Origin of the sequence: Streptomyces sp. VRA16 Mangrove soil, assembly GCF_017377775.1 — a bacterium.
Lineage (GTDB): Bacteria > Actinomycetota > Actinomycetes > Streptomycetales > Streptomycetaceae > Streptomyces.
Window position 1 is genome coordinate 1025887 of sequence record NZ_JAFVLN010000001.1, and the last position, 11907, is coordinate 1037793.

The 11907-nt window shown below is 72.2% G+C and carries 11 protein-coding genes; 5 read left to right on the plus strand and 6 right to left on the minus strand.

What is annotated here, in order from left to right; genetic code table 11:
- Positions 1-147 precede the first annotated feature (147 nt).
- From xylA to J3486_RS04545, 3 genes are all read left to right on the plus strand, one after another.
- The gene (gene xylA / locus J3486_RS04535) at positions 148-1314 is read left to right on the plus strand and encodes a xylose isomerase (protein ID WP_207818596.1); all 1167 of its coding nucleotides are present in this window, start codon (positions 148-150) and stop codon (positions 1312-1314) included.
- 78 nt (positions 1315-1392) lie between these two features.
- Entirely contained in the window at positions 1393-1875 is a 483-nt protein-coding gene (locus tag J3486_RS04540) for a hypothetical protein (RefSeq protein ID WP_207818597.1), read from the plus strand.
- Positions 1876-1960: 85 nt separating this feature from the next.
- Entirely contained in the window at positions 1961-2641 is a 681-nt protein-coding gene (locus J3486_RS04545; protein WP_207818598.1) for an alpha/beta fold hydrolase, read from the plus strand.
- A gap of 21 nt (positions 2642-2662) precedes the next feature.
- On the opposite strand, the gene J3486_RS04550 is transcribed toward J3486_RS04545, so the two are convergent.
- Both J3486_RS04550 and J3486_RS04555 read right to left on the minus strand, forming a co-directional pair.
- On the minus strand, positions 2663-4021 hold the full coding sequence (locus J3486_RS04550; RefSeq protein ID WP_207818599.1) for an esterase-like activity of phytase family protein: 1359 nt from the start codon (positions 4019-4021) through the stop codon (positions 2663-2665).
- A gap of 253 nt (positions 4022-4274) precedes the next feature.
- Entirely contained in the window at positions 4275-4826 is a 552-nt protein-coding gene (locus J3486_RS04555; protein WP_207818600.1) for a carboxymuconolactone decarboxylase family protein, read from the minus strand.
- A 217-nt stretch (positions 4827-5043) separates the two neighbouring features.
- Between J3486_RS04555 and J3486_RS04560 the strand changes: the two genes are divergently transcribed.
- Together J3486_RS04560 and J3486_RS04565 are read left to right on the plus strand one after the other, a co-directional pair.
- The gene (locus J3486_RS04560) at positions 5044-5385 is read left to right on the plus strand and encodes a helix-turn-helix domain-containing protein (protein ID WP_229377403.1); all 342 of its coding nucleotides are present in this window, start codon (positions 5044-5046) and stop codon (positions 5383-5385) included.
- A 239-nt stretch (positions 5386-5624) separates the two neighbouring features.
- Positions 5625-6734, plus strand: a complete 1110-nt coding sequence (locus J3486_RS04565) for a substrate-binding domain-containing protein (protein WP_207818601.1) — start codon at positions 5625-5627, stop codon at positions 6732-6734.
- Here the strand turns inward: J3486_RS04565 and J3486_RS04570 are convergent.
- The 4 genes from J3486_RS04570 to J3486_RS04585 all read right to left on the minus strand — a co-directional run bounded on the left by J3486_RS04570 (position 6721) and on the right by J3486_RS04585 (position 11905).
- Positions 6721-9162 (minus strand): polysaccharide lyase 8 family protein, encoded by a 2442-nt coding sequence (locus J3486_RS04570; protein WP_207818602.1) that lies wholly within the window; start codon positions 9160-9162, stop codon positions 6721-6723. The two genes, J3486_RS04565 and J3486_RS04570, sit on opposite strands and share 14 nt — an antisense overlap.
- Before the next feature lie 127 nt (positions 9163-9289).
- Positions 9290-10684 (minus strand): NADP-dependent succinic semialdehyde dehydrogenase, encoded by a 1395-nt coding sequence (locus tag J3486_RS04575; protein WP_207818603.1) that lies wholly within the window; start codon positions 10682-10684, stop codon positions 9290-9292.
- Between the two features lie 92 nt (positions 10685-10776).
- Complete coding sequence (locus J3486_RS04580) at positions 10777-11253, minus strand: NUDIX domain-containing protein (protein WP_207818604.1); 477 nt, start codon at positions 11251-11253, stop codon at positions 10777-10779.
- Between the two features lie 4 nt (positions 11254-11257).
- Positions 11258-11905 (minus strand): response regulator transcription factor, encoded by a 648-nt coding sequence (locus J3486_RS04585; protein ID WP_207818605.1) that lies wholly within the window; start codon positions 11903-11905, stop codon positions 11258-11260.
- Positions 11906-11907 lie beyond the last annotated feature (2 nt).

The following is an 11907-nucleotide window of genomic DNA, read 5'->3' on the forward strand; positions in this document are numbered from 1 at the left end:
CCAGTTGCTCCGCACGGACCGCGCGAACTCGTACCCGTGAGGACCCTTCCCAGCGGCGTGCCCGCATATTAATTTGTAAATGCCCATGACGAAATAGGTGGGCACGGAGCAGTGCCGCACGCCCCACTACGGCGAGGGAGCCGCGAGATGACGTACCAGCCCACCCCGGACGACAAGTTCAGCTTCGGCCTGTGGACGGTCGGCTGGCAGGGCCGCGACCCGTTCGGCGACGCCACGCGCCCCGCGCTCGATCCCGTCGAGACGGTGCAGCGGCTGGCCGAACTCGGCGCCTACGGCGTCACGTTCCACGACGACGACCTGATTCCGTTCGGCGCGTCGGAGTCCGAGCGCGAGTCCCACATCAAGCGGTTCCGGCAGGCGCTGGACGCCACCGGGATGAAGGTGCCCGCCGCCACCACGAACCTCTTCACCCACCCCGTCTTCAAGGACGGCGCCTTCACCGCCAACGACCGCGACGTGCGCCGCTACGCGATCCGCAAGGTGATCCGCAACGTCGACCTGGCGGTCGAACTCGGTGCGCAGACGTACGTCGCCTGGGGCGGGCGCGAGGGCGCCGAGTCGGGCGGCGCGAAGGACGTGCGCGACGCGCTCGACCGGATGAAGGAGGCGTTCGACCTGCTCGGCGAGTACGTCACCGAGCAGGGGTACGACCTGCGCTTCGCCATCGAGCCGAAGCCGAACGAGCCCCGCGGCGACATCCTGCTGCCCACCGTCGGCCACGCCCTGGCGTTCATCGAACGCCTTGAACGCCCCGAACTGTTCGGCGTCAACCCGGAGGTGGGCCACGAGCAGATGGCGGGCCTCAACTTCCCGCACGGCATCGCCCAGGCGCTGTGGGCCGACAAGCTCTACCACATCGACCTCAACGGCCAGAACGGCATCAAGTACGACCAGGACCTGCGCTTCGGCGTCGGCGACGTGCGCGCCGCGTTCTGGCTCGTGGACCTGCTGGAATCGGCCGGCTACAGCGGGCCGAAGGTCTTCGACTTCAAGCCGCCGCGGACCGAGGACTTCGACGGCGTGTGGCGGTCCGCCGCGGGCTGCATGCGCAACTACCTGATCCTCAAGGACCGGGCCGCCGCCTTCCGCGCCGACCCGGAGGTCCAGGAGGCGCTGCGGGCCGCGCGTCTCGACCAGCTCGCCCAGCCGACCGCCGCCGACGGCCTGCACGGCCTGCTGGCCGACAAGAGCGCCTTCGAGGAGTTCGACGTGGACGCCGCCGCGGAGCGCGGCATGGCCTTCGAGCGGCTCGACCAGCTGGCCATGGACCACCTGCTGATGGCCCGCGGCTGACCCGCAGAGCGGTCCCGCACGGTTTCAACTCCTCTCAGGGGGTCGCGCGTTCGGCCCCCTGAAGGCGAACCTGGGGGCATGGCCACGCCGCCCGTGCCCCCGCAGCCGCCACCGCCGCCCGGCGGGGGTACCCCCTTCGGCCCGCCGCCCGGCGGGTCCTTCGGGGCGCCGCCGCCCGGGGGACCACCCCCCGAAGGGCCACAGGGCCCGGGACACCGGCGCTTCCAGGTGATCGCCGTCGTCGTCGCGGTCGTGGTGATCGCCGTGGTCGTGATCGTGCTGGCGACACAGGGCGGATCGTCGGGCGGCGGGGGCGGCGACAAACCGTCGTCGTCCTCCAGCAAGGCGACGCGCTCGCCGTCGTCCGGCCTTCCCAGCGGGCTCCCGAGCGAACTGCCCAGCAGCCTCCCGTCGAAGATCCCGACGAAGCTGCCCAGTGAGATCCCGAGCGGACTGCTGCCGAGCGAAGTGGAGAGCCTGCTTCCGTGGGGCTGTGGGGCTGTGGGGCTGTGGGGCTGTGGGGGTGTGGGGGTGTGGGACCGTGAGGCGGTGGGACCGTGAGGTCATGACCGGATACCGGTCCGATGTCAGCGCCTGCCGATAGCGTGCCGATACCCAGTATCCACGCTACTTCGGGAGACGCATCGTGGACATCCTGCTCATCGCCGGCCTGTGGCTCGACGGATCCGCCTGGGACGACGTCGTGCCCGAACTCACCGCGCTCGGCCACCGTCCCGTGCCGCTCACCCTGCCCGGCCAGGGGGACGGCGCCACCTCAGCGACGCTGGACGACCAGCTGGCGGCCGTGGTCGCCGCGGTGGACGCGTCGCCGGGAAAGCCGCTGGTCGTGGGGCACTCGGCAGCGACGACCCTGGCCTGGCTCGCGGCCGACGCACGACCGGGGAAGGTGGCCAAGGTCGCCCTCGTCGGCGGCTTCCCCGCTCCCGACGGGCGGGCCTACGCCGATTTCTTCACCGCCGAGAACGGTGCCGTGCCCTTCCCCGGCTGGGAGCCCTTCGAGGGCCCGGACGCCGTGGACCTGGACCAGGAGGCCCGGGACAGCTTCGCCGCCGCCGCTCTCCCCGTGCCCGAGACGGTCGTCAAGTCGGTCGTACGCCTCACCGACGAGCGCCGCTTCGACGTGCCCGTGGCGATCGTGTGCCCCGAGTTCACTCCGGACCAGGCCCACCAGTGGATCGCCGAAGGGGACAGTCCCGAACTCGCCCGCGCGAAGCACCTCGAGTACCTGGACATCGACTCGGGGCACTGGCCGATGAAGACCCGGCCGCGCGAACTCGCGCGCGTGCTGGCGCAGGCCGCCCTGTAGGAGGGCGGCCCGTTCACCGGCCTACAGAGCGCCCTTGGGCAGCTTCACGTACGTCACCTGCGTCTCGATGCCGCTGTCCACGAGCCGCCCGTTCGCGTCGAAGGCCCCGGCGCCGTCGGTCATGCCGAAGTCGTTGTCGTTGATCAGCGCCAGCCTGTCGCGCCCCGTGACGGCCACGCCCTCGATCTTGTCCTGTACCCCGGCGACGGTGTTCAGGTCGACGACGAGGCGCTTCTTGAGCACCGGGACCCCGGCGGCGGCCGGGTCGTCGAGCTGCTCCAGCGACGGCGTCGTGGTCGCGTCGTCCCACTGCTCGCCCAGGATGTTCGCGCCGCGCGTGAGCCGCACCTCCTGGAGGCGGGCCGCCTTGTCGGTGCGCTCCTCGACGAGCAGCCGGTCGCCGCCGAGCGCCACGACCGAGGAGATCTTCAGCTCGGAGGTGTCGTCCTCGCCCGGGTCGACCATGTCCACCGGGTCGAAGCGGTACGCGTACTCGGCCGTCACCGCCTGCTTCTTCGGGGAGAAGCGGACCAGGCGGGTGGTGCGCGAGGCGTCACCGGCGTCCCCGTCGGGCAGCGACAGCGGGCTCTGCAGCGCCATCACCAGGTCGCCGTCAGGGAGCAGGGCCAGGCCCTCGAACCCACGGTTGCTCTTCCGGTGGAGCAGCACCGAGGGCAGCGCCTCGACCACCGGGTAGTCGGCGCCCTTCAGGTTCAGGCCCTCGGGCACGTAGCGGGCGAGGACCTTGCCGCGCGACGACACGTGCACGAGCGAGGGACCGTACTCGTCGACCAGCCAGAAGCTTCCGTCGGCGGCCCGCACGATGCCCTCGGTGTCCAGGCCGTTCGGGTTGTACGAGAGCGGGTTCTGAGCGTCGTACGAGTACGGCTTCTCGTCCCGGGCCGCCTGGTTCGACAGACCGGTGACGGCCTTGCCGGACGCGGTGGTGATCGGGATCGCGTCGAGGACCTTCACCTGGTCGCCGGTGACGCGGATCTTCACGATGGCCGGGTCGAAGCCGGGCACGGGGAACGTGCGGCGCTTGGTGCCGTCGACCTTGATCTGGCCGTTCGGGCCGCGGTCGGTCACCGTCCAGTACTCGCCCTCGCGGCCCGTCGGGTAGATGTCCGAGCCGATGCCGCCGAGGTCGACCCCGCGGTCGTCGGCCACGGTGCCCGGCAGCAGGCTGTTGCTGAACGCGCCGAGCGGTATGTCGCCCAGCGTGGCGCTGCCGGTCACCTCGGCCGTGCCGGAACCGGCCGGTGCGCCCGTCGCGGTCCCGGCGACGGCGAGCGCGGCCAGCGCGGCGAGCGGCACACTCGCGGCGACGGTGCGGCGTACGCCACGGGCGCTGCGGGAGCCGGGGACGAGCGGGGACATGGTGCCTCCTGAGGCGCTGGAACGCGTGACTGCGGGGACCGCCGGACACCGGACGGTGCGATCGGCGTGATCGTTGTGATCTGCGCACACGGTCGACCCCGGCGCCGAACTCCCGGTGACGGCAAGGTGAATGAACGTGGTGAAGGAAGGTGAACGCGTGGCCGATTTTGGCCGGTCGGGTGGCCGTGGCCCGTTCAGGAGGGCGGGCAGGGCCGCTGGTCCGCGGGGCCCCGGCCACCGGTCCGGCACGGTCTCACAGGGGCGTCGATCCAGGTTCCGGCGCCAGTCGAGCGGCCCGCGCGACGAAGCTGATCGCGTGGTAGAAGCCGCACAGCATGAGCAGATCGAGGAGTTGCTCGGCACTGAACGCGGCCGCGAGGCGCGCCCACAGCGGGTCGTCGACGTCGTGTCGGGTGTGCAGGGCGTCGACCGCCTCGATCAGCAGACGGTCGCGTTCGTCCGTCCAGCACGCGTCCGCTCCCGTGCCGCGGGCGAGCGAGGTGATCTGGTCGTCCGTCAGCCCCGCGCGGACTGCGAAGCGGGCGACGTGCACACCCCACTCGTACGCGCAGCCGCATCGGGCGCAGGTGCGGTCGATGACGATCTCGCGCTCGCGCAGGCCGAGGCTGAGCTCCCGGCTGAGCTGGTAGGCGCCCCAGGCGTGCAGGGCCTCGGTCAGCCGGGCGTGGTGCGCGAACGTGCGGAACAGGGCGATGGGCTCCTCGCCGGGCGGCATCATGCGGCCCAGCACGGGTGCGACATCGGCGGGGAAGGGGGCGTCGAGCGGCGGGATCCGGGCGGACACGGTGTCTCCCTCACGGACGGGACCGGTATGCCGAGTGCTTCTCTTTCAGAAGCATTTGATCGGAGAGTAGTGTGTCGGAAATCGAAGCGCCACCCCGTGTCATCCACGGCCACCCCCCTGTCATCCACGGCCCCCTGCCGTCTCCGGCCACCCCTGCCATTCCTGCGATCCCTGCCAGCCCTGTCGCTCCCTGTGAACCGAACGGCGGACTCCGCTCATGACTTCGACTCCCGCGCCCGGCACCCCGGTTCGCGGCTCCACCACGGGCCGTCCGGTCATGGCCGCGCTCGACCTCTTCGGCCGGCGTTGGACCCTGCGCGTCCTGTGGGAGCTGCGCGGTGGCGCCCTCGGCTTCCGGCCGCTCCAGCACCGCTGCGACGGCATGTCGTCGAGCGTGCTGCGCCGCCGCCTCCTGGAGCTCCAGGAGGCCCGGCTCGTGGGGCGCGACGCACAGGATGCGTACTGCCTGACGCCCCTGGGTCAGGAGGCCTGCGCACAACTGGAGGGCTTGAGCCGCTGGTCCGAGCGGTGGGCCGCCCAACTGGAACGCTCCGACTGAGCGGACGGGCCGTGAGAGGGACCTGCGGCGGTCGACCTCTGCGGCGGCGGATCCCTGCGGTCCCCTGCGGATCCCTGCGGTCCCCTGCGGTCCCCTGCGGTCCCCTGCGGTCCCCCTCGGGCCTCGGTGGTCAGCGGATCCTTGCGGCCGAAGGGATCGTTGCGAGCGTTGACGATCGATACGATGATGTCGACCCTGCGCCGCTCGCGCCGGGCGTGTCACCGGGGGAGGCCCACGCCATGCGGCAACACGTCGACCGACGTCACGCGCTCGTGCTTCAACTGGTCGAGGAGCGCGGCACGTTGCGGGTGGCCGACCTCGCCCGCGAACTCGGCGTTTCGCCCGTGACGCTCCGCCGCGACGTGGAGACCCTCGCGGCACAGGGCAGACTGCGGCGGCTGCACGGCGCCGTCGTCCCGTCCCGTGGCACGACGCCGACGCCCACCCACGTCCCCGGCCCCGTCGCGCAGTCTGCGCACGGCACTGTCGTCGGCATGGTCGTCCCGACCACCGACTACTACTACGCGGACGTGGTGCGCGGCGCCCGGGAAGCCGTCGAGGCGCACGGCGCCCGGCTCATGGTCGCCCTGACGCAGTACCTCACCGGAGAGGACTCGGTCCAGGCCGACCGGCTGCTGGAGTCCGGCGCGAACGGCCTGTTGCTGACGCCCAGTTGGGAGACGGGCCGGGCGGGCCCGGGGGAGGGCCTGGACATCGCCGGGCGGCCGGTGCCGACCGTCCTCGTGGAGCGCTCGGCCCCACACGGCCACCCCGCGGCCGCCCTCGACCGGGTCTGCTCCGACCATGCGCACGGCGCCGCCGAGGCCGTCCGGCACCTGGCCGCGCTCGGGCACCGCGCCATCGCGCTCGCGGCGCAGGAGTCACCCACCAGCGCCGAGCTGCGGCGCGGCCACGCGGCGGCGGTCGCCGCCCTCGGACTGCGTCCCGTGCCCGAACTGCCACGCCCACGAACGCCCGTGACCGAGGCCGAGCGGTTCGAGCGCACCTTCGCCCACCTGTGCGAGGCCGTCGAGAAGCATGGAGTGAGCGCCGCGATCCTGCACAGCGACGTCGACGCGATCGTCCTCGTGCCCCGACTGCGCGCCCACGGCATCCGTGTGCCGGGGGACCTGGCCGTCATCACGTACGACGACGAGGTGGCCTCGCTGGCCGACCTCCCGCTGACCGCCGTCGCCCCGGCCAAGCAGGCCGTGGGGCGGCGCGCCGCCGAACTGCTGCTGTCCCGGCTCGCCGACCCGTCAGGAAACCGTGAGCCGGGACAACACCTGAACATCCTCCCCGAGTTGCGCGTCCGGGAGTCGTGCGGCGCGCCGTTCAGGACAGCGTGACGACGGCCTTCTGCGTGAGCCCGCCGGCGCCGCTCAGGTCGCCGAACGTCAGCTTCAGCTCCCGGCCCACGGACGCGTCCGTCACCGAACCGGGCTGCGACACAACGGACTTGACCGGCCGCCGCCACATGAGCGTGGCCGCCTGGACCGACCGCGTCGGGTCGCTGACGCACACCGTCGCCGTGCCGTCCCGCCGCTCCCGGATCTGCACGATCAGCGGCGCGTCGACCGTCACCTTGCCGACCGTCCCCGGCTCCCAGAACGCGACCGACGTGAGCCCGAGCGGGGGAACCCTGACGCCCTGCTGCGCACCGGAGTTGGCGGTCACGGCCAGCCAGTCGCGGTCCGCCGCCCGTGCGGCGGTGCGCTGCGCGGTGGCGCCCGGCAGGAGGACGTACGCGTACGAGGCGTCGGCCGGATCCGTGCCGTGGTCGGCGAGCAAGGTGACGTAGCGGCGTGTGACGGGGGCGGTCGAACCGCCGCCGTTGATGCTCTGCCACGTCGCCGTGCGCTCCTCGCGCAGCGCCGTCAGCGAGGCGCCGCCGGGGAAGAGATAGCCGCCGTGGCCGGCCAGATGGGCCCAACGGGCCCCCTGGACCGTCGCGTTCCAGCCTGCCCCGGACGGCTGAGCGCGCCCGTTCACGGTCAGGGCCGCCGTGCCCGCCGCCCCCAGATTGCGGTTGTCGACCACGCTCTCCACGCCCGCGCCGTCCGTGGCGGTGATGCCCGCGCCGAGACACACCACCGCGTCGTCCAGGAAGAACCACGCCTTGTGCGCCCGCAGGGTGGACGACAGGCCGCGGGTGTCCTGGGCGACGGCCGCGTACGTGCCGTCCGTGGCCCCGCCCACCCACGTCGTGGCCGGCCGGGCCGCGCCCCACGTCCCGCCCTCCCCGTCGGCGAGCGGCTTGCGTGAGACGGTCGTGCCGGGCAGCCGGTACGGGTCCACCGTCGGCCAGAAGCCGTCGCTGTACTGGCCGCCGCCCGCGGCGTCACCGGCGGCCCACCAATAGAGCATTCCCGAACCGGTGTGCCAGCCGTGGATGTTCTCGCCGTTGCCGTTCTCGTAGAACGTGATCGCCTTCGACGACATCGACACCGATGCCGTGAACCGGCCCGTTCGGTGCGTCGCCCGCGCCATGGAGGGGAACACCTTGTGCCCCGTGGGCTCGGCCGCCGCCTTCACCGCGGAGTCGTCGAGCAGCGCCGAGACACGCGACAGCGCGGCGACCCCGAGTGTGCGCCCGGAGGTGACGTCGCTGTAGCGGTCCCGCGTGTACCAGCCCTTGGCCAGCGCCCGCCAGCGGGCGTTCTCCTCGGCGCTCGCGCCCTGCCCGAGCAGCAGGATCGAGGCGATGATCGCGTGGCCGCGCGCGTGGTCGTCCTGCTGGATCCTCAGCGTGTCCGTGGCGACGAGACCGCGGCTGATCGCGCGCCCCGCCACGTTGTCCATGACCAGCCCGTCGTGCAGGAACGGCGCGTAAGCGGCCTCCACCGAGTCCAGGAAGATCTGCCGCCCACTGTCGGTGATCGCCCAGGTCGAACCGCCCAGCAGCGCGAACAGTCGGCTCAGGCCGTCGATGAGGACCGCGCCGTACGAGCCCGTGTACGGGACGTAGGTGTGCTGGATCAGGGAGCCGTCGGCGTACAGGCCGTCGCCCGTGGTGACGTACGGGAAGACCGGCGAGATCGCGTCACGGGCGAGCGCCACCTTCGCCGCGGTGCCGTCGAGGACGCCGCGCAGCGCGAGGACGCGGCACAGGTCGATGCGGTTGGCGCCGGTGCTCGTGCCCGTGTACGTCGAGACGAGCGAGTCGGGGACGAAGTGGTCGATCGCCTCGACGGCCGCCGTCAGCTGCTCCGCGCTCAGGTGCTCGTACATCAGGACGCAGATGTCGAGCAGCCGCTGCGGTGCGCCTATCTGGAAGTTGTACCAATTGCCGTACTGTGCCTGGGACTTGTTGTAGACCTGCGCGCTCAGGTGGTCCAGGGCCGTGAGCACGGCGGCCCTGAGCGACGCGTCGCCGGTGAGGCCGGTGCCGGGCTGGCAGAAGGCCTCCGCCATCATCCGTACGCGCTCGTAGCTCGTCTGGATCTTCTCGGAGTAGCCGTACGACTCCGTGTCCGTGTCCGGCTCGGGGTCGCCGAACACGGCGTCCGGCCACAGCGATCCGGTCGCCGGAGTCATCGCGTCCTGCCAGGCCTTCGCCTGTGTGCCGAGCGAGGCGAGCTTCGACCTGAACGGCTCTGCGGTCGGGCTGAAGCCCTCGCCGAGATACAACGCCCGCCACTTCGCCCGCAGTTCGGCGAACTCGTCCGCCTCCGCGGCCGCGGCGGGACGGGGTACTCCGACGGTGAACGCGGCACCGACGGCCGCGGAGGTGGCGAGGAAGGCGCGACGGGACCAGGGCAGGGACGGCGACGTCATGAAGAGCTCCGGGATGCTGGAGGGGCCGCTGGGAGTAAGCGGTTTCTAGCACCCGGTGATTCAAACGCTCAAGAGAAACGAGCAAATTGATCGTTTCGATCGTTCGTAGTGGTGGAGCCGGCGCCGCTCAGGCGCCGATCCACACCGTCGTGATGTTGCAGAACTCCTTGATGCCGTGGCCTGCCAGCTCACGCCCGTACCCGGAGCGCTTGGCGCCGCCGAACGGCAGCGCGGGGTGCGAGGCCGTCATCCCGTTCACGAAGACACCGCCCGCCCCGCTGTCTTGGACGAACCGCTCGATGTCGGCTTCGTCGCCGGTCCACAGGTTGGAACTGAGCCCGAACGGCGTGTCGTTGGCGACCTCGATCGCCTCGTCCAGGCTCTCCACCCGGTAGAGCGTCGCCACCGGACCGAACGTCTCCTCGTGATGGATCCGCATCTGCGGCGTCACATCGGCGAGCACCGTCGGCTCGTAGAACCAGCCGCGGTCCGCGAAGTCCTTCGGTCGCTGCCCGCCGCACAGCACCGTCGCCCCGCTCTCGACGGCCTCGTCGACGAGTTCCTCCAGGTCCTTGCGGCCCTGCTCGCTGGCGAGCGGGCCGACGTCCGTGTCCTCGTCCAGCGGTTCGCCGACCCGCAGCGCCCGCATGCCCTCCACGAACGCGTCCCTGAACTGCTCGAACGCGTCCTCGTGCACGATGAACCGCTTCGCCGCGATGCACGACTGCCCGTTGTTCTGCACCCGGGCGGTCACCGCGGTCCGCGCCGCCTTCGCGACGTCCGCCGACGGCATGACCACGTACGGGTCGCTGCCGCCGAGCTCCAGCACGGTCTTCTTGACCTCGTCACCGGCGATCGCGGCGACCGAACGACCGGCGGGCTCGCTGCCGGTCAGCGTCGCGGCCGCCACCCGGTCGTCGCGCAGAATGCCCTCGACGGCCTTCGACCCGATCAGCAGCGTCTGGAAGCAGCCCTCGGGGAAACCGGCGCGACGGAAGAGATCCTCCAGGTAGAGCGCGGTCTGCGGCACGTTCGACGCGTGCTTGAGCAGGCCCACGTTCCCCGCCATCAGGGCGGGCGCCGCGAACCGGACGACCTGCCACAGCGGGAAGTTCCACGGCATCACCGCGAGGACCGGGCCCAGCGGCCGGTAGCGGACCAGGGCGCGGGCCGCGCCGGCGTCCCGCACGTCCGCGTCGGACGGGTGCTCGTCGGCGAGCAGCTCCGGCGCGTGCTCCGCGTACCAGCGCATCGTCTTCGCGCACTTCGCCGCCTCGGCGCGGGCCGCCGCGACCGGCTTGCCCATCTCCGTCGTCATCACCCGGGCGATGTCGGGGGCGTCGGCGTCCAGCAGATCGGCGGCCTGCTGGAGCATCCGGGCCCGCTCGAAGAACGACGTCGTGCGGTACGTGTCGAACGTCCGGGACGCCTGGGCCAGCTTCGCCTCGATGTCTTCGGGGGAGAGGGCGTCGAACGTCTTCACCGTCTCACCCGTGGCGGGATCGACCGTCGCGATGGGCATGGGGGTGACCTCCTCTGCGCGGTTCCTTCGACCTTCGCGCGCGGCGCGGGGGCGCGCAACGCGGGCCGCCCGGGTACCCGCTCCCCGGCACGTCAGACGTGATCCGTCAGCCGGTCGAGGAACGCGGTCTGGGCCTTCACCACCTTGCCGCGCGCCGCGTCGAGCCCGAACCAGGCCACCCGGTCCAGCTCGGGAAACTCGGCGACCCGGCCGCTGCCGCGCGGCCACTCCATCGTGAACGTCCCCGGCACCACGTCCGCCGGGTCGAGGTCGCCCTCCACCGCCCACACCATGACGTGCTTGCCGCCGGACTGGATCACCTCGCCCAGCGGCAGCGGCGTGCCCTCCGGCGGCGGCAGCCCCAGCTCCTCCTGGAACTCGCGCCGGGCCGCGTCCCAGGGCGTCTCCGCTGACCCGTCCTCCCCGTACTCGCCCTTGGGCACGCTCCAGGCGCCCGCGTCCCGCCGCGCCCAGAACGGCCCGCCCATGTGGCCGAGCAGCACCTCGGGCCCGTCCGGCGTGCGGCGGAAGAGCAGAATGCCCGCGCTGCGCCTGACCGCAGAAGCCATGTGATCAGTCCCGGTGGAGATAGCGGATGACGGCGAGGACGCGCCGGTTGTGGTCCTCCGACGGGGGCAGGCCCAGCTTGCCGAAGATCGCCGCCACGTGTTTCTCGACGGTGCCCGCGGACACGTGCAGCGACTGGGCGATCGCCCCGTTCGAGCGGCCCTCCGCCATCAGGGTCAGCACGTCCCGCTCCCGGCCGGTGAGCGAGGTGAGCTCCTCGGTCCTGCGTCCGGCCCCGGCCAGCTGCGTCACCACCTCAGGATCGAGCGCCGTGCCGCCGTCCGCCACCCGCTGCAGCGCGTCCGTGAACTCCGCGACGTTCGCCACCCGCTCCTTGAGCAGATAGCCGACGCCCGCCGAGCCCTCGGCGAGCAGCCGCGTCGCGTACTTCGTCTCGACGTACTGCGAGAACAGCAGCACGCCGGTGCCGGGGCGCTCGCGGCGGATGTCGATCGCGGCCCGCAGCCCGTCGTCGGTGCTCGTCGGCGGCATCCGGATGTCGACGACGGCGACATCGGGCCGGTGCTCGGTCACGGCCGCCCGCAGCGCGTCCGCGTCGCCGACGCAGGCGGCGACCTCGTGGCCGCGCAGGGTGAGCATCTGGGCGAGCAGCTCCCGCAGCACGGCGGCGTCCTCGGCGATCACTACGCGCATGG

Coding starts and splice junctions, on each gene's coding strand:
- xylA (WP_207818596.1), top strand. CDS start 148: ATGACGTACCAGCCCACCCCGGACGACAAGTTCAGCTTCGGCCTGTGG.
- J3486_RS04540 (WP_207818597.1), top strand. CDS start 1,393: ATGGCCACGCCGCCCGTGCCCCCGCAGCCGCCACCGCCGCCCGGCGGG.
- J3486_RS04550 (WP_207818599.1), bottom strand. CDS start 4,021: ATGTCCCCGCTCGTCCCCGGCTCCCGCAGCGCCCGTGGCGTACGCCGC.
- J3486_RS04560 (WP_229377403.1), top strand. CDS start 5,044: ATGACTTCGACTCCCGCGCCCGGCACCCCGGTTCGCGGCTCCACCACG.
- J3486_RS04565 (WP_207818601.1), top strand. CDS start 5,625: ATGCGGCAACACGTCGACCGACGTCACGCGCTCGTGCTTCAACTGGTC.
- J3486_RS04570 (WP_207818602.1), bottom strand. CDS start 9,162: ATGACGTCGCCGTCCCTGCCCTGGTCCCGTCGCGCCTTCCTCGCCACC.
- J3486_RS04575 (WP_207818603.1), bottom strand. CDS start 10,684: ATGCCCATCGCGACGGTCGATCCCGCCACGGGTGAGACGGTGAAGACG.
- J3486_RS04580 (WP_207818604.1), bottom strand. CDS start 11,253: ATGGCTTCTGCGGTCAGGCGCAGCGCGGGCATTCTGCTCTTCCGCCGC.
- J3486_RS04585 (WP_207818605.1), bottom strand. CDS start 11,905: ATGCGCGTAGTGATCGCCGAGGACGCCGCCGTGCTGCGGGAGCTGCTC.